The organism is Vreelandella sp. GE22, from assembly GCF_968212445.1.
Window position 1 is genome coordinate 682,194 of the sequence record NZ_OZ309110.1, and the last position, 20,053, is coordinate 702,246.

General features: G+C 61.9%; 17 protein-coding genes and 1 pseudogene. 13 read left to right on the plus strand and 5 right to left on the minus strand.

The window, feature by feature from the left end; translation table 11 throughout:
* Nucleotides 1-25: 25 nt before the first annotated feature.
* The 8 genes and pseudogenes from ACWHRL_RS03315 (at nucleotide 26) to exaC (ending at nucleotide 9,368) form a co-directional block, all read left to right on the plus strand.
* A complete protein-coding gene (locus tag ACWHRL_RS03315) occupies nucleotides 26-517 on the plus strand; it encodes an ureidoglycolate lyase (RefSeq protein ID WP_447527858.1) in 492 nt (163 codons plus the stop codon).
* A gap of 71 nt (nucleotides 518-588) precedes the next feature.
* Complete coding sequence (gene pyk / locus ACWHRL_RS03320; RefSeq protein ID WP_447895217.1) at nucleotides 589-2,064, plus strand: pyruvate kinase; 1,476 nt, start codon at nucleotides 589-591, stop codon at nucleotides 2,062-2,064.
* 14 nt (nucleotides 2,065-2,078) lie between these two features.
* Nucleotides 2,079-2,609, plus strand: a complete 531-nt coding sequence (locus ACWHRL_RS03325) for a DUF192 domain-containing protein (protein WP_447895218.1) — start codon at nucleotides 2,079-2,081, stop codon at nucleotides 2,607-2,609.
* Between the two features lie 87 nt (nucleotides 2,610-2,696).
* Nucleotides 2,697-3,190: pseudogene (locus ACWHRL_RS03330) on the plus strand (TRAP transporter large permease subunit); the annotation flags it as partial.
* Nucleotides 3,191-3,547: 357 nt separating this feature from the next.
* On the plus strand, nucleotides 3,548-4,528 hold the full coding sequence (locus ACWHRL_RS03335) for a TAXI family TRAP transporter solute-binding subunit (RefSeq protein ID WP_447527861.1): 981 nt from the start codon (nucleotides 3,548-3,550) through the stop codon (nucleotides 4,526-4,528).
* A 141-nt stretch (nucleotides 4,529-4,669) separates the two neighbouring features.
* Nucleotides 4,670-7,273, plus strand: a complete 2,604-nt coding sequence (locus ACWHRL_RS03340) for a TRAP transporter permease (RefSeq protein WP_447895219.1) — start codon at nucleotides 4,670-4,672, stop codon at nucleotides 7,271-7,273.
* 12 nt (nucleotides 7,274-7,285) lie between these two features.
* The gene (locus tag ACWHRL_RS03345) at nucleotides 7,286-7,714 is read left to right on the plus strand and encodes a universal stress protein (RefSeq protein ID WP_447895220.1); all 429 of its coding nucleotides are present in this window, start codon (nucleotides 7,286-7,288) and stop codon (nucleotides 7,712-7,714) included.
* A 133-nt stretch (nucleotides 7,715-7,847) separates the two neighbouring features.
* Nucleotides 7,848-9,368, plus strand: a complete 1,521-nt coding sequence (exaC, locus tag ACWHRL_RS03350; RefSeq protein WP_447895221.1) for an acetaldehyde dehydrogenase ExaC — start codon at nucleotides 7,848-7,850, stop codon at nucleotides 9,366-9,368.
* Nucleotides 9,369-9,423: 55 nt separating this feature from the next.
* Here the strand turns inward: exaC and dauA are convergent, their stop codons facing one another.
* Entirely contained in the window at nucleotides 9,424-11,181 is a 1,758-nt protein-coding gene (dauA, locus tag ACWHRL_RS03355; protein ID WP_447895222.1) for a C4-dicarboxylic acid transporter DauA, read from the minus strand.
* Between the two features lie 218 nt (nucleotides 11,182-11,399).
* Entirely contained in the window at nucleotides 11,400-11,786 is a 387-nt protein-coding gene (locus ACWHRL_RS03360) for a hypothetical protein (RefSeq protein ID WP_447895223.1), read from the minus strand.
* 151 nt (nucleotides 11,787-11,937) lie between these two features.
* Between ACWHRL_RS03360 and ACWHRL_RS03365 the strand changes: the two genes are divergently transcribed.
* From ACWHRL_RS03365 to ACWHRL_RS03385, 5 genes are all read left to right on the plus strand, one after another.
* Entirely contained in the window at nucleotides 11,938-12,870 is a 933-nt protein-coding gene (locus ACWHRL_RS03365) for an alpha/beta hydrolase fold domain-containing protein (RefSeq protein WP_447895224.1), read from the plus strand.
* Nucleotides 12,871-12,986: 116 nt separating this feature from the next.
* On the plus strand, nucleotides 12,987-14,000 hold the full coding sequence (locus tag ACWHRL_RS03370) for a Bug family tripartite tricarboxylate transporter substrate binding protein (RefSeq protein ID WP_447527868.1): 1,014 nt from the start codon (nucleotides 12,987-12,989) through the stop codon (nucleotides 13,998-14,000).
* A gap of 44 nt (nucleotides 14,001-14,044) precedes the next feature.
* The gene (locus ACWHRL_RS03375; RefSeq protein ID WP_447895225.1) at nucleotides 14,045-14,497 is read left to right on the plus strand and encodes a tripartite tricarboxylate transporter TctB family protein; all 453 of its coding nucleotides are present in this window, start codon (nucleotides 14,045-14,047) and stop codon (nucleotides 14,495-14,497) included.
* Between the two features lie 9 nt (nucleotides 14,498-14,506).
* A complete protein-coding gene (locus ACWHRL_RS03380) occupies nucleotides 14,507-16,012 on the plus strand; it encodes a tripartite tricarboxylate transporter permease (RefSeq protein ID WP_447895226.1) in 1,506 nt (501 codons plus the stop codon).
* 3 nt (nucleotides 16,013-16,015) lie between these two features.
* Entirely contained in the window at nucleotides 16,016-17,032 is a 1,017-nt protein-coding gene (locus ACWHRL_RS03385) for an AbrB family transcriptional regulator (protein WP_447527871.1), read from the plus strand.
* Here ACWHRL_RS03385 and ACWHRL_RS03390 read toward each other — a convergent pair.
* From ACWHRL_RS03390 to ACWHRL_RS03400, 3 genes are all read right to left on the minus strand, one after another.
* Nucleotides 17,016-18,461, minus strand: a complete 1,446-nt coding sequence (locus tag ACWHRL_RS03390; RefSeq protein WP_447895227.1) for a sensor histidine kinase N-terminal domain-containing protein — start codon at nucleotides 18,459-18,461, stop codon at nucleotides 17,016-17,018. The two genes, ACWHRL_RS03385 and ACWHRL_RS03390, sit on opposite strands and share 17 nt — an antisense overlap.
* A gap of 16 nt (nucleotides 18,462-18,477) precedes the next feature.
* On the minus strand, nucleotides 18,478-19,143 hold the full coding sequence (locus ACWHRL_RS03395) for a response regulator transcription factor (protein ID WP_447527873.1): 666 nt from the start codon (nucleotides 19,141-19,143) through the stop codon (nucleotides 18,478-18,480).
* A gap of 173 nt (nucleotides 19,144-19,316) precedes the next feature.
* Nucleotides 19,317-20,051, minus strand: coding sequence for a response regulator (locus ACWHRL_RS03400; protein ID WP_447527874.1), 735 nt, complete (start codon nucleotides 20,049-20,051; stop codon nucleotides 19,317-19,319).
* Nucleotides 20,052-20,053: the final 2 nt, after the last annotated feature.

Here is a 20,053-nt window from a genome sequence, read left to right on the forward strand (position 1 = left end):
TTGTTGTCAAAACAAAGGAGCCGCCATGCTAACCCTGACCGCGACGCCCCTCACCGCCGAGGCTTTTCGCCCCTTTGGGGAGGTCATCGACGCGCGCGCATCAAAATCCTTTCCTATCAACGCCGGGCGCACCCAGCGCCACCACGATCTGGCGAAGGTCGAGACCCTGGGCGAAAGCGCCCATACGCTGATCAACATCTTCGTCAGCCAGCCGGTCACACTTCCGCTGGAACTTACCTTTTTGGAGCGCCACCCCCAGGGCAGCCAGGCCTTCATGCCGCTGCATGGTGAGCGCTTTATCGTGGTGGTGGCGCCCGCCGGCGAGACGATCGACGAAGGCGCGGTGCGTGCCTTCGTCACCGACGGCCGCCAGGGCGTGAACTACGCCGCGGGCACCTGGCATGCGATCAATTCGGTCCTGGAGCGTGAAGGGGAGTTTTTGGTGGTCGACCGCGGCGGCGAGGGTAATAACTGCGACGAATATCCGCTCGCGATCACGGTCACCCTCGACGACTAACGACGCAACCCTTTGTTCGTCACATTATTTTGCTAAGCTGATAACCCACTTCCCGACCAATCGAGAACGTCATGAGCCAGCACACCGCTACCCCGATTCGCCGTACCAAAATCGTCGCCACGCTAGGGCCCGCCAGTGACCGGGAAGGCGTACTGGAAGCCATGTTGAAGGCGGGGGTGGATGTGGTGCGCCTCAACTTCTCCCACGGCACCGCGGACGATCACCGCCAGCGCCTGGCGCGAGTGCGCGAGATCGCCGACAAGCTCGGGCGCAGCGTAGCCGCCTTGGGCGACCTGCAGGGGCCCAAGATTCGCGTAGCGCGCTTTAAAGAGGGCGCGGTAATGCTCCAGGAAGGCAAGCCCTTCGTGCTCGATATGGCGCTGGACAGCGACGCCGGCGACATCGACAAGGTTGGCTGCGAATACAAAACGCTTGCTCAGGACGTGGTGGCCGGCGACCGGCTGCTGCTCGACGACGGCCGGGTCGTGCTCGATGTCACCCGTGTCGAAGGCCAACAGGTTCACACCCAAGTGGTGGTCGGCGGCAAGCTCTCCAATCACAAGGGCATCAACAAGCAGGGCGGCGGGCTTTCGGCCCCGGCGCTGACTGACAAGGACAAGGAAGATCTCAAGACCGCCGTCGAGATCGGTGTGGATTACCTGGCGATCTCGTTTCCCCGCTCGGCGGCGGACATGCAGGAAGCCCGGCGCCTGCTGGGTGAAGAGGGCGCCGAGATCGGCCTGGTCGCCAAGGTCGAGCGCGCTGAAGCGGTGGCCGATGAGGCCACCCTGGACGGCATCATCGAGGCCTCACAAGCGGTAATGGTCGCGCGGGGTGATCTCGGCGTGGAGATCGGCGACGCCAAGCTCGTTGGTGTGCAAAAGCGCATGATCAAGCGCGCCCGTACGCTCAACCGCGCGGTGATTACCGCCACCCAAATGATGGAGAGCATGATTTCGGCGCCGCTACCTACCCGCGCCGAGGTGTTCGACGTGGCCAACGCAGTGCTCGACGGCAGTGACGCGGTGATGCTTTCCGCCGAAACCGCCGCCGGCGACTACCCGGTCGAAACCGTCGAGGCGATGAACCGGGTGTGCCTGGGGGCCGAGCGCGAGCGGCTGATTCAGGAGTCCGGTCACCGCATTCACGAAGGCTTTGCCCGCCCGGACGAAACCATTGCGCTTTCGGCGATGTACGCCGCTAACCACATGGAAGGCGTGGCCGCGATTGCCTGTATGACCTCGTCGGGCTATACGCCCTTGATCGCCTCGCGCATAAGCTCGGGTCTGCCCATCGTCGGTCTTGCCCACACGCCCATCGCCCAGCGGCGCATGGCGCTTTACCGGGGCGTGGTCTCGTTGCCCTTCGATACCAGCGAGATGAGCCCCACCGAGCTCAATGACCGGGCAATGGATGTGTTGGTCAAGCAGGGCGTGGCCAAGTCGGGGGATCACGTGATTCTGACCCGGGGCGATCACATGAATGCCCACGGCGGCACCAACACCATGAAAGTAGTGTCGATTACCGACGAGCACGCCAGCGCCTGACCGAGGAAACCGCCATGAACGTATCGCGTCGCCAACTCATCAAGACCGCGGTTGCCGCTTCGCTGCTGGCAAGCGTCGCTTCACCGCTTTTAAACGCCTTTGCCGAACCAAAAGCCGAAGACCTCACCGCGTCTACGCTGCCGCTGACCCTTCATACCGATCAGGGCCCACACCGCCTCGACGTGGAGGTGGCGGAAACACTCTCTCAGCGCCAGCAGGGTTTGATGGGCCGCGAGCACTTGGCCGAAGAGCGCGGGATGCTGTTTCGCTTTGAAAACGAGCAGCCTGCCAATAACGCTTTTTGGATGTACAACACCTTGATCGCGCTGGATATCGCCTTCATCGACGACGAAGGCCGAATCGTTGCGATCACGACCATGCCCCCCTGCGAGGCGGAAAGCGCCCAGGAATGCCCCACCTACCCGGCGGGCGCGGCGTACTACTCCGCCCTCGAGGTGAACGCCGGTTATTTCGAAGAGCGCGGGGTCCAGGTGGGCGACTGCGTCTCCGTGCCGGCGCTGGCCGGGTTTTGCCGGCCCGAGTAATTCCCTGCCCGGCCTACGCCGAAAGTCGAGCCTGTAAAGCGGGCCGGCCACCTATCTTTCGCTTTTCAAACCCATAAAATAGAAGCAGGCGGCCGCTCAAGCGGCCGCCTGCTTCTATTCACACCAACCGAAGCCGCAGTCGTCGCGGCACCCTGGTGGGGCTTTTCTTCACCCGGGAGCTTTCACTGCGCGACCTGTGGGCGCTGTTGGGAGAGGCGTCGATCATCTCCGGGGTCGTGATGCTGATCATCGCGCTGGCGGTACTGCTCGCCGGGATGCTGCTCGATGCGATCTCGATCTATCTCATCCTGATGCCCATTTTGATCCCGGTGATGCAGCACTTCGAGTGGAACCCGGTCTGGTTCGGCATTTTGCTGGCCATGAATATCGCGATTGGCCAATTTACGCCCCCGGTAGCGGTGAATCTGATGGTCACCACCGAGGTTGCGAAGATTCGCCTCGAGCAAACCCTCGGCTGGGCACTTTTGTTCGTGGCCGCGATGGCCTGCGCCATGGCGGTCGTGGCGATTTTTCCGGCCATTGCCCTGTGGCTGCCCGGGGTGCTGGGCTATAACGTGTGAGGGCATCCGTGCTAGCGTTTAAAAAAGACGAATCGCTAAACGCATGTTTAGCCAGCAATTTTTTATACTCCTTAAAAAGGTTGGACAGCGGCGCACAAGAAGCGCTATAAGCCTAAAGGGCTATGTCGAGTTAGCCGTATTAATCGCGGATGAAAGCGAGTAGGGTGCAAGGATTGCTGCGTTCGCGCCCACGGCGGTTTCGCCAAGCGGCGGTTTTTTCGCTAAAGTGAACAAGGCTCTGCTGCCATTGGCAGAGTTAACAGCCTGTATTAAAAACGTTTTGGACGAAATAGCCCAGGGGATCGGTAACGGGTGTTCAAAGCGAATAATGCTCACAAAAGATAAAGAGGTGTGTCCATGAAGCGCCATGTATTTTCAACCGCCGCCTTTTCAGGCGCGCTGATTGCCGCGGCCAGTTTTGCAAGCCCGGCCGTCGCCCAGGAAAGCTACATTACCATCGGTACCGGCGGCCAAACCGGCGTTTACTACGTGGTCGGCCAGTCGGTTTGCCGCATGGTCAACCGCGGTAGCGAAGACCACAACATCCGCTGTAACGCGCCCTCGACCGGTGGCTCCGTTGCCAACGTCAACGGCATGAAAAACGGCGACCTGGATATGGGCGTGGTGCAGTCCGACGTTCAATATCGCGCCTACAACGGTGAAGCCAACTTCGAAGGCGACGGCCCCTGGGAAGAGATGCGCTCCGTGTTCACCATGCACGGCGAGCCGCTGACCGTGGTTGCCCGCGCCGATGCCGGTATCGACAACATCAGCGACTTCCCCGGCAAGCGTGTCAACATCGGCAACCCCGGTTCGGGCCAGCGCAACACCATGGACGTGGTGATGGACGCCTTCGGTTGGGATGAAGACACCTTCGCCCTGGCCTCGCAGCTCGACGCCGCCGAACAGGCCGCCGCGCTTTCCGATAACAACATCGACGCCATGGTCTATGTGGTCGGTCACCCCAACGGTTCGATCCAGGAAGCGACCACCACCATCGACGCCAAGCTGGTTTCGGTGACCGGTGACGAGATCGACGGCCTGATCGAAGAGTACCCGTACTACACCCGTTCCGTGATTCCGGGCGGCTTGTACCGGGGTAACGACGAAGACGTCGAGACCTTCGGCGTGGCGGCAACCTTCGTTTCCTCGACCAATGTCGACGAAGAAGTGATCTACGAAACCGTTAAAGCCGTGTTCGAAAACTTCGACCGCTTCAAGCGCCTGCATCCGGCGTTCGAAAACCTGGACGAAGAAGAGATGATCTCTGACGGCTTGACCGCACCGCTGCACGCCGGCGCCGAGCGCTACTACCGTGAGCGTGGCTGGATCGAGTAAGCCGTACCCGGCGCTAAACGGTGAGTACCGGTAGCGCCGTTGAGTAAAACGCAAAGCGCGGGCACCTTGGGTGTCCGCGCTTTTGTTGAATGCGCTGATGACAAATGCTCATGATCGGCGTGGACTTCAAAGGGCAAGCGTATGCAAGATGAAAAGAAATCCTCGGCGGACGCGCACCACGACCTGGAGGATATGGTCGCCTCCAGCGACACCGGCGCGCGAAAACCCCTCGGGGCTCCCGGCAAATTACTGGTGGGAATTGCCGCTGCCTGGTCGCTGTTTCAGCTTTGGATCGCCTCACCGCTGGCTTACATGGTGGGCTTTGGCGTCTTCAGCGCGACCGAGGCGCGCTCGATCCACCTGGCCTTTGCGCTCTTTCTAGCCTTTATGGCCTACCCGGCGCTCAAGCGCTCGCCGCGGGACCGGGTGCCGCTCCAGGACTGGGCGTTTGCCGCCGTGGCGGCGTTTTGCGGCGCTTATCTGTTTATTTTTTACGACGACCTGGCCAGCCGGGCCGGGCGGCCGATCACCCAGGATATCGTGATCGGCGTGATCGGTATCGTCATGCTGTTGGAGGCGACACGGCGCGCGCTTGGGCCCCCCTTGATGGCCGTGGCCGCTATTTTTATCGCCTACTCGCTGTTCGGGCCCTATATGCCCGGTATTCTCGCCCACCGCGGCGTAAGCCTGGGCGGGTTGATCAACCACCAATGGCTGGGTACCCAAGGGGTGTTCGGCATTGCGCTGGGCGTGTCGACCAGCTTCGTGTTTTTGTTCGTGTTATTTGGTGCGCTGCTCGATAAAGCCGGCGCCGGCAACTATTTCATCAAAGTGGCCTTTTCGATGCTGGGCCACTTCAAGGGCGGCCCGGCCAAGGCCGCGGTGGTGGCCTCGGGCATGACCGGGCTGATCTCCGGCTCCTCGATCGCCAATACCGTAACCACCGGTACCTTCACCATTCCCATGATGAAGCGCGTGGGCTTTAGCGCGGAAAAAGCCGGTGCCGTCGAGGTGTCTTCCTCGGTGAACGGCCAGATCATGCCGCCGGTCATGGGCGCGGCGGCGTTTTTGATGGTGGAGTACGTGGGTATCTCCTACGTCGAGGTCATCAAGCACGCCTTTTTGCCCGCACTGATCTCCTATATCGCGCTGATCTATATCGTTCACCTGGAAGCCCTCAAGGCGGACATGAAAGGGCTGCCCTCGAGCAATCCGGCGCGCCCGCTCTTGAACAAGGTTATCGGCTTTTTGACCGGGCTTTTACTGCTGATGGGGCTTTCGGTCGGTGTCTACTACGGCCTTGGCTGGCTGAAGCCGGTGCTGGGCGATGCAACGCCCTGGGTCGTATCGGTGGGCCTCGCCGTCGTCTATGTCGGGCTTTTGAAAATCGGCGCCCGCTACCCGGAGCTCGAAATCGACGACCCCAACTCGGCGGTCTTGACGCTGCCGCAAACCCGGCCGACGGTCATGGTCGGGCTTCACTACATTCTGCCGGTGGTCGTGCTGGTATGGTGTTTGATGGTCGAGCGTCTGTCCCCCGGGCTTTCGGCGTTTTGGGCCACCATGTTCATGATCTTCATCATGCTCACCCAGCGCCCGATCATCGCGCTGTTCCGGGGGCGCAGCCAGCTGGCGGCGGATATCAAAGAAGGCCTTTTCGATCTGTGGGATGGGCTTGTGACCGGCGCGCGCAACATGATCGGCATCGGTATCGCCACCGCCACCGCGGGTATCGTGGTGGGGGCGGTCTCGCAAACCGGCGTCGGGCTGGTGTTGGCGGACGTGGTCGAGCTCCTTTCCGGCGGCAACCTGATGGTGATTTTGCTGCTCACCGCCGTGTTGAGTCTGATTCTGGGGATGGGCCTGCCCACTACTGCCAACTACATCGTAGTGTCGGCGCTGATGGCGCCGGTGATCGTGCTGCTCGGCCAGCAAAACGGGCTGATCGTACCGCTGATTGCGGTGCACCTGTTCGTGTTCTACTTCGGCATCATGGCGGATGTGACGCCACCGGTGGGCCTTGCCTCTTTCGCGGCGGCGGCGGTCTCCGGCGGGGACCCGCTGCGTACCGGCTTCCAGGCGTTCTACTACAGCCTGCGCACCGCGGCGCTGCCGTTTCTGTTCATCTTCAATACCGACTTGCTCTTGATCGATGTGACGGTGACCCAGGGGATCGTGGTGTTCATCGTGGCCACCATCGCCATGCTGATCTTCGCCGCCGGCACCCAGGGTTACTTCATCACCCGCAACCGCTGGTACGAGTCGATTCTGCTGCTGTTGGTCGCCTTTACGCTGTTCCGTCCGGGCTTTTTCATGGATCGCATTCACGACCCGTACAACTCCGTGCCGCCGGCGCAGTTCGCCGAGGCGCTGGGCCAGGTCGATGAAGGCAGCAACCTGCGCATCCAGATTGCCGGTGAAGACGACTACGGCGCGCCGATGTCGACTTATATGCTCATTCCGGTACCCGCGGGTAACACCGGCGAGGAGCGCCTGGAGAACCTGGGGTTAGAGCTTTATACCGACGGCGACCAGACCCTGGTCGATTTCGTCGAGTTCGGTAGCCCCGCGGCGGATCTGGGGCTCGATTTCGACCAGGAGATCATCGAAGTGCTCGCCCCGGTGGACCGCTGGACCAAGGAGTGGATGTGGTTGCCGGCGCTTGGCGTGTTCGCCCTGGTGGTGTTGATGCAGCGTCGCCGCCGTGGCCGTAAAACGCCGGACCACACCCCGGCCAGCGCCTAAGGAGGCCGTGCGATGTATCAGAAAATTCTGCTTCCTGTGGATCTCAACGAGGCGGCGTCCTGGCAAAAGGCGTTGCCGGTGGCGGTAACGCTTTGCCATACCTTCGGGGCGTCGCTTCATTTGGTGAGCGTACTACCGGAGTTCAAGATGCCGATGGTCGGGGCCTACTTTCCGAAAAATTTTTCGAAAAAGGCCCACGAGGCGATGCACGAGGCGCAAAACGCGTTTATCCAGGAGCACGTGCCCGAGGATATCCAAACGCAAAGCGTGATCGTCGATGGCTCGCCCTGGGAGGCGATCATCAAGATCGGTAAGAAAATCGACGCCGACCTGATCGTCATGGCCTCGCACACCAAGCGTAAGTTCGCCGACTACGTGCTCGGCCCCAACGCCGAGCACGTGGTGCACCACGCGAAAGTCTCGGTGATGATCGTGCGCTGATCCGTCGCCTGGTCAAAAAAGACGGCTTCGGCCGTCTTTTTTTATGGGCTGCGACTTTTGGGTGATTTCGTTTGGGCGCTGGGTGACCAACACTGAAAGTGGTTCAATCATCTTAACGCTGAGGAGCTTAACCATGATCTACGCAAACCCAGGCGATAACGGCGCCCTCGTCACCTTTGAAAAACGCTACGGTAATTACATCGGCGGCGAGTTCGTCGCACCCGAGAAAGGGCAGTACTTCGACAACATCAGCCCGGTGAACGGCCAAGTGTTCTGCGAGATTCCCCGCTCCAGCGCCGAGGATATCGACAAGGCCCTGGACGCTGCCCACAAGGCCGCCCCGGCCTGGGGCAAAACCTCCGCCGCCGAGCGCAGCAACATCCTGCTCAAGATGGCGGATCGCATCGAGCAGAACCTGGAAGCGCTTGCCGTGGCGGAAACCTGGGACAACGGCAAGGCGGTGCGCGAAACCCTGAATGCCGACCTGCCCCTGGCGGTGGATCACTTTCGCTACTTCGCCGGCTGTATCCGCGCCCAGGAAGGGAGTGCTGCAGATATCGACGCCAACACCGTGTCGTATCATTTTCACGAACCGCTGGGCGTGGTGGGGCAAATCATCCCCTGGAACTTCCCCATTCTGATGGCGGTGTGGAAGCTGGCGCCGGCGCTGGCCGCGGGCAACTGCGTGGTGCTCAAACCCGCCGAGCAGACCCCGGCCTCGATTCTCGAACTGATGAAGGTCGTAGGCGACCTGCTGCCGCCCGGGGTGGTCAACATCGTCAACGGCTTCGGCGAAGAGGTCGGCGAGAGCCTGGCCACCAGCAAGCGTATCGCCAAGATCGCCTTTACTGGCTCAACGCCAGTGGGCTCGCATATCCTGAAGTGCGCCGCCGAGAACATCATTCCCTCCACGGTGGAGCTTGGCGGCAAATCGCCGAACATCTACTTCGCCGACATCATGAACGCCGAGCCCGCCTTCGTGGATAAAGCGGTCGAAGGCCTGGTGCTGGCGTTTTTGAACCAGGGCGAGGTGTGCACCTGCCCGTCCCGGGCGCTGGTCCAGGAGAGCATGTACGATGACTTCATGGTCAAGGTGCTCGAGCGCACTAAGGCCATCAAACGCGGCACCCCCCTGGACACCGACGTGCAGGTCGGCGCCCAGGCATCTCAAGAGCAGTTCGACAAGATCATGTCCTACATGGACGTGGCCCGGGAAGAGGGCGCGGAGTTTTTGACCGGCGGCAACAAGGCGAGCATCGAAGGGGATTACAACAGCGGCTACTACATCGAGCCGACGATTCTCAAGGGCAACAACAAGATGCGCATCTTCCAGGAGGAGATTTTCGGCCCGGTCGTGTCGGTGACGACCTTCAAGGACGAAGAAGAAGCGCTGGCGATTGCCAACGACACCGAGTTCGGCCTGGGGGCGGGCGTGTGGAGCCGCGATATCAACGTGGCGTTTCGCATGGGTCGCGGCATTCAGGCCGGGCGCGTGTGGACCAACTGCTACCACCAGTATCCGGCGCATGCGGCCTTCGGTGGCTATAAAAAATCCGGCGTGGGCCGCGAAACCCACAAGATGGCCCTCGAGCACTACCAGCAAACCAAGAATCTGCTGGTGAGCTACGACATCAATCCGATGGGTTTTTTCTAAGCCTTACACCAGGCCCGGCTTGGCCGGGCGAGTAAGCGCGCTATAAACGCCGGGGCTACCCCGGCGTTTTTTTGTCTGCCGCTTGGCTAGCGGCAAGCCACCGCTCGGCCAAGCGGCTTGCCTGATCGAGGCTGGCCGTGACTGCGAGTTTTCCGGTTGCGCGGCGCATACCGGCACGCTTGAGTTTCAACACCATGCGCGGTGCCAGCCCCACCATGATCACCCCAACGCCCCGTTCATCGAGCTCGCCTAGAAGGGTATCCAGCGCGATCATGGCCGAGGCATCGAGGCTGGGTACCGCGTGCATATCCAGCACCACCACGCGCACGTCCTGGTCGACCACGCGCAGCGTGGCCATGGCTTTCTCGGCGGCGCCGAAAAACAGCGGCCCGCTGATCTTATAGCGGGCCACACCGGGCGCAAAGGCAGTGCTGGAGGATGCTTCGACACGCTGAGTCTGGGTCAACTGGGCCATGCGCCGGATGAACAGCGCCGCCGCCAGGCCCATACCGACGGCCACCGCGATGACCATATCGAACACCACGGTGAGCAGAAAACAGATCACCAGCACCGCTACGTCGCTTGCCGGGGCGCTTTTCAGCGTGTGCACGAAATGGCGCGCCTCGCTCATGTTCCAGGCGATGATGAATAAAAGCGCCGCCAGTGCTGCCATGGGCACATAGCCCATCGCCCCCGCCAGGGCGATCACCGCCAGCAGCACGACTAATGAGTGGACCAGCGCCGCGATGGGGGAGAAGCCGCCGCTTTTGATATTGGTCGCGGTACGGGCAAGCGCCGCGGTGGCGGTAATGCCGCCAAAAAAGGGCGCGACCACGTTGCCAAGCCCCTGGCCGATCAGCTCCACGTTGGGGTTGTGGCGGGTGCGGGTCAAACCATCGGCGACCACGGCGCACAAAAGCGACTCGATCGCCGCCAGCAGCGCGATGGCAAGCGCCGGGCCGAGCAGCGCCTGGATCAGTGCGAAGTTAACGTTAAGCGGCTCGCCATTGGCCCCGGGCAACTGCCAGGGCAGCGCAAAGCCCGGCGCAAACGGCGGGATACCGCTGCCCGTCACGCCCTGGGATTCCCAGCTAAAGCGCGAGGCGATGGTCGCGACATCGCTTCCCAAAAGCGACAGCAGTAGCGCCACCAACGTGCCCGCCGCCAGCCCCACCAGGGGCGCGGGGATCGGCGTTTTCAAACGCGGCCACGCAATCAAAACGCTCAAGGTCGCCACGCCCACGCAGAGATCGGCAAGCGAAAGCCCGGGCAGCGCCTGGGCGATAACGAGCAGGTTGTGCGGAGTGCTACTGCCCAATGCAATGTCGGTCAGGCCCAGAAAATCCGGCACTTGCAGCAGCGCGATGACCACGCCGATCCCCGCGGTGAAGCCCAGAATGACCGGGTAGGGCACGTACTGAATCAGCGTGCCGAGTCTGGCGAGCCCCAGCGCCACCAAAATGGCCCCGGCCATGAGCGTGGCCAACAGCAGCCCGCCCAGGCCAAACTCCGCCGCAATGGGGAACAAAATCACCACGAAGGCCGCCGTGGGCCCAGAGATATTGAAGCGCGAACCGCCGGTCAGGGCGATGATCGCCCCCGCCACGATCGCCGTATAAAGGCCGTGCTGCGGCGCTACGCCGGTGGCGATCGCCAGCGCCATCGAAAGCGGTACGGCCACCACGCCCACGGTGATGCCCGCCAAAACGTCGCGCTTGAGTTTGCCAAGGGTGTAACCTTCGCGCCAGGCACTCAAAAGTGCACTGCCAGGCACGGGAAAGCCCCCTCCCGAGGGGCGGCGGGCGCGGGACATGAAGAACCTCGTAGCCGGTTGGAAACGTTAGCCTTTTAACTTACTCCGCGCCGCTACGTTGCACAACTGCGCCGCCGGTATTAGCCACATACGAAGTGGGGTATGAGAAAAAAGCCAAGCCTACAACGGCGCCATGCCCGGCTGGGCCGGGCATGGCAAGAGGGTATGCTAAGAAGAGTGTAACGAGAGAGTATAACCAGAGAGTCGCGCAGAGAGACTTACTGCGTGGTGATAGGCTCGTCGCTTTCACTATCGTCTTCGCCGTGGTGGCGCTCGCCGCGGCTTTCTTCGTGCATTTCGCGCATGGCTTCTTTCAGGGCCTCTTCTTCGTCGCTGGTGAGAATCTCACTGACGCGCTCCTTGTGCTCGTCGCGAAGCGTCTTCATCGCCTCGTAAAACTCGGCGTTGGCTTCATTGAGCTCTGTCTGTTTCTCTTCGTTGATCTCAGCGCGCTGATACACTTCATCGCGCTGCTCCTGCATGTGTTCGCGCATCTGCTCGCGGTCCTTGCCATCGTGCGGCCCGGCCTGAGCGGTCAATGCCACCGGAATCAAAGCGGCGGCGAGCAGAGCAGGAGCGGCGATTTTACGAATGGATAGCGTCATGGCGTACCTCTTTTGTCGATGCAGTTGAATGTCTTGACCCCTGCAGTATCAAACGCCTCGGTGTAAAGTCGTTGCACGAAGTGTGCAAACAACGTGATCTTCGCTTCTCGATGCGAAGATATGAATGCGCGAAAGATAAAAGGAGTTATCGATGCAGGCATTTCGCGGGATCCGCCAAACCCTGGGCGCGGGCAGTCTGGCGCTGTTGCTCGGCGGTTGCGGCGCCACCCATCTCGCCTCGAACGGCGAACCCGCCCAGGCCCTGGCCCAGGAAAAGCCCGTCGTGCGCTCCGCGGCGCTGGCCCCCCAGCGCTACACACCGCCCGAGTGGCCCGAGGCGCTCACGGCCAGGGTGCGCCTGCCGGATACCCCGGGGGAAGGCCTGCGCCCGGCGGCGCTGATCGTCCATGGTGGCGGCTGGCGTGGGCGAAACCCGAAGGATATGGATAAAATCGCCAAACAACTGGCAGGCCAGGGCTATGTAACGGTCAATGTCGCCTACCGCTTCGCCCCCGAGTATCGCTTCCCCGCTCAGCTTCATGATTTGCAGCAGGCGATGGCGTGGATTCATCAAAACGCCGAGCGCTTTCGCATCGATACCGACCGCATCGTGGGCGTGGGCTACTCCTCCGGAGCGCACCTGGTGAGTTTGCTGGCACTGGCAAGCGAGCACGGCCCGTTGGCCGAGCCTTTTGGGGGCGCGCATACCCGGCTGCGCGCGGCGGCGGTAGGGGGCCTTCCAAGCGATCTTTTGAAGTTCGACGACGGCGAACTGGTGATCGACCTGATCGGTGGCACCCGGGATGAAGAGCCCGAGGCGTACCAACTGGCCTCGCCCGCGCGCCAAATCACCTCGCAAGCCCCGCCGTTTTTCATCTTCCACGGTAACCGGGACCGCTTGGTACCAGTGGACCACGCCGAGGATTTCTACCAGGCGCTCGCGGATCAGGGCACGCGCTCCGAACTTTATGTGCAGCACGGCCGCGGGCATATCGGAAGCTTTCTGCTGCGCGGCGGCGCCATCAAAGCGGCCATCGCCTTTCTCGATAGAGAGGTGAATTCTGAGGCGGGCCAGGGCGATTAGACTTTAGTTGGCTTTTGAGGGCGTGCAAGGTTGGTGAAAGCTTCGTGGCATAGCGTAGGGGCACTGCAGGCGCAGACCTGCCCAAAATCTATAAATTTATAAAAAGTGAGAACGCTATGCCTAAAAACAGTGTCGCTTCGCTTGGTATGACCGTGAAATCGCTGCTGGTCGGCGCTACCGCCACCGCTGCCTCCCTTGCCATGGCGCTGCCCGCCGCGGCGGACAACTACCCCGAGCGCCCGATCAACATGATCGTAGGCTTTGGCACCGGCGGCAGCGCCGACCGCCTGGCCCGCGCCATGTCCGGCTATATTTCGGAGGAAATCGGCGTGCCGGTTCAGGTCAGCAACCGCCCGGGCGCCGGCACGCAGGTCGCCTCCAACTACGTGCTGAACATGCCCGACGATGGCTACACCGTGTACGCCTCGACCTTCGCCCCGTACCTGACCAACTCGATTTTGACCGGCGGCGCCAACTTCAGCGTGGATGACTTCAACTACATCAATTTCCAGTGGTTCGACTTGGATCTGATCGCCGCCAACGAAGACAGCGGCTATGACGACCTGCCCGAGCTGCTCGAAGCCATTCGCGACGAGGACACCCAGGTACGCGGCGCCGTGGTACAGGGCTCCGCCGGCCACCTGATGGTGCGCTTGCTGCTCGACCAGGCCGGTATCGACCAGGACAACCTGAATCTGGTGACCTACAACAGCGGCGGTGAAGCGCGTTCGGCGGTCGCTGGTGGTCAGGTCGATTTCGTCTCGATCAGTGCCCAAGGCAGCGAAGGCATTCGCGAGTTCCTGACGCCGCTTGCCATCGTCAGCGATGAGCGTATCGAGCAGTGGGACGTGGCGCCGATCAACGAAGCCCTCGCCCCGATGGACATCGAAGTACCGGTGCTCCAGGGCTCGATGCGCGGCTTCGCGGTCACCAGTGAAATGGAGCGCGAGCATCCGGAGCGCTTCGAGACGCTCTCATCCGCCATCCAGAGCGCGCTGGCCCGCAAAGAGGTGCAGGACCACCTCGAGCGTAACGACATGGGCGGCGTTTGGGTCGGCCCGGAGCGCGCCAACGAGCTGATGCGCGAAAACTACGAGGTCTTCGAGCAGTACGCCCACCTGCTTAACTGATCCGCTTGAAGGCCGGCCCGCCAGGGCCGGCCTGGAGAATCACCATGTCCGAAAACAAACGTGACTATGGGGACTTTCTGGTCCTCATGGCCTTGGCGTGCTTTACCCTCTGGTATCTGTGGGATGCCTATAGCGTCTCATCAAGCGCCCAGAACCTGCTGCTGATTTTGCCGCTTTCGCTGGTCGTGCTGGCGGTCATTGCCCTGGAGCTTGGGCTACGCATCAAGCACGGCACGCTTTTCCGCCCCAGCGAGGAAGAGGAGCCGCTGCACCAGACGCTGCCGGTGGTCGGGCTCTTCGCCGCCTACGTGATCTCGCTGGAAACGTTGGGCTTCGATATCGCCACCGTGGCGTTCATCGCGCTTTTTCTGGTGCTCAAAGGCGAGCGCAATGTCTGGCTGGTCACGGGCTTTAGCGCCGTTTTCGGGCTGGGCTGCGCGTTTTTCTTCTCGCAGATGTTGCCCTATCCCATGACCCTACTGCTGCTGCCCAGCTAAGGAGCCGCCATGATCGATTTTGCCGCAGTAGAGCAGAGCCTGGCGCTGCTTTTTTCCAGCTTCAGCCCCTGGCTGGTGGTCATCCCCGGCATCATTTTGGGGCTGATTTTCGGCGCCACGCCCGGGCTTCAAATCTCCATGGCCATGGCGATCTTCCTGCCCATGACCATGTACATGGACTTCATCCAAGCCATGCTGTTTTTGACCGCCATCTTCACCGGCGGCTCGTTTGGCTCGGGGATTCCGGCCATTTTGATGAACATTCCCGGTACGTCGTCGGCGATCGCCACCGCTTTCGATGGCTACCCGATGGCGCGCAACGGCCAGCACAACGAAGCGCTCGGCGTGGCGCTTGCTTCTTCGGTCATCGGTGTGCTGATGGGCTACGTGATCCTGTTCATCATGATCCAGCCGCTCTCGGTGATGGTGTTGAAGCTCGGCCCCGCCGAGATGTTCATCGTCATTTTGTGGGGCATGACGTTGATTGCAAGCCTCAAGGGCGAGCAGGTACTCAAGGGCTTGATGGCCGGCTTCGTGGGCCTTCTGGCGGGTACGATCGGTTTTAGCGAAGTGGGCCTGGCGCGCGGCACCATGGGGCAAACCTACCTGCTCGACGGTATCCCGGTCATCCCCGCCATGATGGGCATGTTCGCTGCCTCGGAGCTTTTCAAGCTGGCCAATAAAAACTTCATCGTCGAGTCCGAGGCGTCGCGCAAGGTCAGCATCGGCCAGATTCTCGGTGGCTGCCGGATGGCGTTGAGCCACCCCTGGGTGATGATTCGCGGCGGCTTGATCGGCGTGTTCGTCGGCGCGGTGCCAGGCGTGGGCTCGTCGGTGTCGAATCTGCTCTCTTATGTGGAGACCAAGCGCCGCGATAAGGACCCGGAGTCGTTTGGCAAGGGCAACCCCAAGGGCGTGGTGGCCTCGGAATCCGCCAACAGCACCTCGGAAGCCGGTTCGATGGCGACGCTCTTGGCGCTGGGTATTCCCGGCGGTGGCGCCACGGCGGTCATGCTGGCGGCGTTTGCCATGCACAACATCACCGGCGGCCCGCAGTTCATTCGCCAGCAAACCGATGTGGTCTACGCCATCATTTTTGCCAACTTCGCCCAGGTGTTTTTGCTGGTTATCGTGGGGCTTTTGTTCATTCCGCTGTTGGCCAACATCATCAAGGTGCCGATGCGCTATCTTATTCCTTCGGTGCTGGTGCTGGCGGTGATGGGCTCGTTCGGGCTGACCGGCAACATGACCGGCCCGGCCACGGTGCTGGTGTTCGCGGTGATCGGCTGGATTTTCCGCCACTACGGCTACTCGGTGCCCGCCGCGGTTATCGGGCTCTTGTTGGGCTCGCTTGCCGAGAAGTCGCTTCTGCATTCGTACCAGATCAGCGGCGGCGATTTTAGCTATCTGTTCACCCGCCCGGTGGCGCTGGGCATTCTGGCGCTGCTGCTGATTTCACTGATCGGCAAACCCTTGATGCAGCGCTTTCAAACGCGGCGCGCGCAAAAGGCGTAGCGGATGGTCTGGCGAACGCTTAAAACCCTGGGCCTGGGCGGTGTGGGTGGTGTGGTCGCCACCCTTTTTTCACTGCCGCTGGCCTGGATGCTGGGCGCGCTGTTTCTGGTGATGGGGGTCTCGCTTGCCGGGGTGAAAACCGGCGTCGACAAGCGCGTTCACCTGGTCGCCATCGGGCTGCTGGGGCTTTTTATCGGCAGCCGTATTCAGGCCTATGAGTTGGCCGGGCTGATTCACTGGTACCCAAGCGTTCTGGCCATGCTTGTGTATATGGCGATGATGCTGGCCGGCGGCTACTGGATCTTCACGCGCGCCGGGGTGGGGCGGGTAAGCGCGATGTTCTGCGCCTACCCGGGCAGCATGAATTCGGCGCTGGTGCTGGCCGAGGACGCCAAGGGCGATTTGCGCTGGATCGCCATTTCCCACTCGCTGCGCCTTGTCACCGTCGTCTCCGGGGCGGCGCTAATGGCAAGCCTTTTGGTGGGCGAGGCAACGCTTTCAAGCGATTCCCACGCCCCGAATCTGATGGACGCCGCCGCACTGATGCTGGCGCCGCTTTTTTGGTGGCTGGCGCGAAAGCTCAACGTGCCGATACCGGAATTTCTGGGGCCCATGGCCGCCGGGGCGGTGCTGGCCAACGCCGGTCTCGACTACTCGGTGCCGGTCTGGCTGGTGTTCGGCGCTTTCTTGATACTCGGCTCCTCAGTGGGGTCGCGCTTTTCCAACACGCCGTTTTCTCAGGTGCTCAAGGTCGGGCGCTTCGGCATCGCCTACGCACTGTTCGCTTTGGGCGCGGCGGCGGCCATGGCCTGGTTGGTGGCATCCATCACCGCGCTTTCCTTCCTGGCGGTGCTGCTCGCGCTGATTCCCGGCGGGGTGGGGGAGATGGCGGTCATCGCCACGGTCATGGGCATCGACCCGGTCTACGTGGTTTCCCACCACGTGCTACGGCTACTGATCCTGATCTTCATGACGCCAGCAATGGTGCGCTTGGCAAGCGCGGTCAACCAGCCGGAATAGCCGGAAACGCGACCCGCACGACCAACCCACGCCCTGCCTGGGTGTTCGGCGCTTGCTCGCCGTCGGCTCGGTTGCCAAGCGTCAGCGTGGCCGAGTGGGCGGTCGCCACCTGCTCGACGATTGCAAGCCCCAACCCGCTACCCGGGGTTTGCCGGTCATGGCGGTAGAACCGCTCGGTCAGTTGGCCAAGGCTTGTCGGGTCGACACCGGTGCCGTGGTCGCTGACGGTGAGTACGGCGCTGCCCGGCTTTTCTTCGAGCACGATGTCGATACTGCCCCGGTAGGGCCGGCCGCCACCGGCGTGAACGCTGGCGTTCTCGATCAGGTTGGTGACCATCCAAAGCAGCATGATCGGGTCGCCCAGCACCTCGGGCGGCGTACCGGTCTGCTCGAAAGAGAGCTCTTGGCCCTTTTGGTAGATGCTGGTGGCCGTTTGGGCGCAGGCCTGCCGGCAGATAGCGACCAGGTCGACTTCTTCCAGGTGGGTCGCGTCGAAAAGCTCGTGGCGGGTCTTGGCGTATTTGAGAAGCTGCTGCACGGTGTGGCTTGCGTGCTCGGCGATGCGCTGCATTTCGATCAGGTTGGCGCGGGTGTCGGGCTCTTGGGTGGTTTTGAGCGAGATCTCGCTGAGCGCGCGCAGCTCGGAAATCGGCGTTCGCAGTTGATGCGACACATCGGCATTGAGCTGTTGCGTGCTCTCGATGCTGCGGCGGATACGCTGCATCAACTGATTGAGGCTATGGATCAGCGGGTGAATTTCCCGGGGCGCGCCGTCCTCGATGGGGTGCAGGTCGTTGGGTGAGCGCTGGCGAAGCGTTTGGCTGACCGCGTTGAGCGGCGCAAGCCCCCGGTAGATGGCGAAAAGCGCCAGCGTCATGGCCAAAATCCCCGTTACGGCCATCAGGCTGCTCAAGGTCAGCATGAAGTCGTTGGCCAGGGTGTAGCGCGCCTCTTTCGACTCGGCGACGATCACCTCGATGTCGGTATGGGTGAGGCTGCGGTTGAAAGGGAAGGTGAGCGCCACGGCGCGCAGCTCGTTGCCGGCGTAGGTGACATCGTAAAAAAGCGGCTCGTCGAGCGGCCCGGGTGGGTCGCCAAGGCCCGGGAAGCCGGCAATGATACCCCCGTCGATGTTGCGAATGCGGTAGAAGATTTTGCCTTCGCCGCGACTACCCAGAGTGCTCACGCTGAAGTAATGCATGTTGATCTGAAGCTCACCGTCCACGGTGTAAATGCGCCGCTCCAGACGGTTGGCCGCGTTGAGCAGCATGGCATCGAAGGTCTCGTTGATCTGGCGGGTAAGCAGCACGTGGCTCGAGGCCAGCATCACCAGTGCCAGGCCAATGAAGGGCAGGCCGATCCAGAGCAGCAGGCGCCCGCGAATCGAGGTGGGCATGCGCTTTTTCAGTCGGGCTGCGACGTTCAACATCCGGTGACGCTCAAGATCAAGACGGGGGTGCCAGGTAGTAGCCCAGCCCGCGCACCGTTTTCAGGCCGAACTCCTGGCCAATCTTTTTACGAATACGCGAGATATAGGTTTCCACGGCGGCGGCGCTGACCGGTTCGTCCAGGCTCGAGAGCCGGTCGATGATCTGGTCCTTACTCACCAGGCGGTTCTGGTTGATCATCAGGTATTCGACCACCTCGAGTTCGCGACGGTGCAGGGTGATGGGCGCGCCATTGACGCGAAGCTCCCAAGCGTCGGGCAGAAACTCAAGCGGGCCGCAGGTGAGCGACTCGCCGCCGAAATGCTTGGCACGGCGCACCAGCGCCCGGGCCCGGGCGGTCACTTCATCCAGCGAAAAGGGCTTGCACAGGTAGTCGTCGGCGCCCTCTTCAAGGCCCGAAATACGCTGGTCGAGCGTATCCCGAGCGGAGATGATCAGCACGGGCACTCTGTCGTGCTGGTGACGCAGGCGCCTCAATAGGGTGATACCGTCGAGCTCGGGCAGGCCCAGGTCCAGCAGCAGTAGGTCGAAGCCGCCCTGGGCCAGCATGTGCTGGGCCTGGGCGCCATCGCTTGCCAGGCTGATCTTGAAGCCCGCCTCGGTCAGCGTCGTGGCGATCGAGCGCGCCAGGTTGTCGTTGTCTTCTACAATGAGCGCTTTCATCAACGCCTCTGCCGATGTCCTTGATAAACGCCTAGGGTCTCTCTGAAAAGTCGACGAGCGAAGACAAGACAAGGCAAAAATTGGCGAGAAAACGGAGTTTACATGTGTAAATGAGTATTTTGAGCCAATTTTTAACGCCGTATTGTCGAGCGCAGGCACTTTTCAGACAGAGCCTAACCTTCGGGCTGATACTTGTAGCCCACCCCGTACACCGAGCGGATGATCTCCTGCTCGGGCAGGGCTTCGGTGATTTTCCTGCGCAGCTTCTTGATGTGGCTGTCCACGGTGCGCTCGGACACGATGCGGTTGTCGCGGTACATGTGATCCATCAGCTGTTCGCGGCTGAAGATGCGCCCGGGGGCGTGCATCATGACGCGAAGAAGCTGAAACTCCACCGCGGTGAGCCCTAAATCCTGGCCCTTGGCCAGCGCCACCCAGCCATCGTCGTCCAAAGTGACCGGTGACGGCGGCGCCGCTTGCGGGGCGGGCTCGGCGGCGGCGGTGCTGCGCCGCAGCACCGCCTTGACGCGCGCCACCACTTCCCGCGGGCTGAAGGGTTTGCAGATGTAGTCGTCCGCGCCCATTTCGAGCCCGACCAGGCGGTCCACCTCTTCGACTTTGGCCGTCACCATGATGATCGGCAGCGCCGGCCACTGCTGGCGGATCTCGCGGCAAAGCGTCATGCCGTCCTTGCCCGGCAGCATCAAATCCAGCAGCACCAGCGCCGGGGTGTTGGCCTCGAGCCAAGGGAGTACCTCGTCGCCGTGCTCGATCAGTGTAGGCGCGAAATGGTGACTTGCCAGGTAGTCGGCCATCAGCCGGGCAATTTTTGGCTCGTCCTCGACGATGAGAAGCGTCGGGTTGGCGGGCGGCCGTGCGTCGGCATGATGTGAATCAGTCGGTGACATAG

Coding starts and splice junctions, on each gene's coding strand:
- ACWHRL_RS03315 (WP_447527858.1), top strand. CDS start 26: ATGCTAACCCTGACCGCGACGCCCCTCACCGCCGAGGCTTTTCGCCCC.
- pyk (WP_447895217.1), top strand. CDS start 589: ATGAGCCAGCACACCGCTACCCCGATTCGCCGTACCAAAATCGTCGCC.
- ACWHRL_RS03325 (WP_447895218.1), top strand. CDS start 2,079: ATGAACGTATCGCGTCGCCAACTCATCAAGACCGCGGTTGCCGCTTCG.
- ACWHRL_RS03335 (WP_447527861.1), top strand. CDS start 3,548: ATGAAGCGCCATGTATTTTCAACCGCCGCCTTTTCAGGCGCGCTGATT.
- ACWHRL_RS03340 (WP_447895219.1), top strand. CDS start 4,670: ATGCAAGATGAAAAGAAATCCTCGGCGGACGCGCACCACGACCTGGAG.
- ACWHRL_RS03345 (WP_447895220.1), top strand. CDS start 7,286: ATGTATCAGAAAATTCTGCTTCCTGTGGATCTCAACGAGGCGGCGTCC.
- exaC (WP_447895221.1), top strand. CDS start 7,848: ATGATCTACGCAAACCCAGGCGATAACGGCGCCCTCGTCACCTTTGAA.
- dauA (WP_447895222.1), bottom strand. CDS start 11,181: ATGTCCCGCGCCCGCCGCCCCTCGGGAGGGGGCTTTCCCGTGCCTGGC.
- ACWHRL_RS03360 (WP_447895223.1), bottom strand. CDS start 11,786: ATGACGCTATCCATTCGTAAAATCGCCGCTCCTGCTCTGCTCGCCGCC.
- ACWHRL_RS03365 (WP_447895224.1), top strand. CDS start 11,938: ATGCAGGCATTTCGCGGGATCCGCCAAACCCTGGGCGCGGGCAGTCTG.
- ACWHRL_RS03370 (WP_447527868.1), top strand. CDS start 12,987: ATGCCTAAAAACAGTGTCGCTTCGCTTGGTATGACCGTGAAATCGCTG.
- ACWHRL_RS03375 (WP_447895225.1), top strand. CDS start 14,045: ATGTCCGAAAACAAACGTGACTATGGGGACTTTCTGGTCCTCATGGCC.
- ACWHRL_RS03380 (WP_447895226.1), top strand. CDS start 14,507: ATGATCGATTTTGCCGCAGTAGAGCAGAGCCTGGCGCTGCTTTTTTCC.
- ACWHRL_RS03385 (WP_447527871.1), top strand. CDS start 16,016: ATGGTCTGGCGAACGCTTAAAACCCTGGGCCTGGGCGGTGTGGGTGGT.
- ACWHRL_RS03390 (WP_447895227.1), bottom strand. CDS start 18,461: ATGTTGAACGTCGCAGCCCGACTGAAAAAGCGCATGCCCACCTCGATT.
- ACWHRL_RS03395 (WP_447527873.1), bottom strand. CDS start 19,143: ATGAAAGCGCTCATTGTAGAAGACAACGACAACCTGGCGCGCTCGATC.
- ACWHRL_RS03400 (WP_447527874.1), bottom strand. CDS start 20,051: ATGTCACCGACTGATTCACATCATGCCGACGCACGGCCGCCCGCCAAC.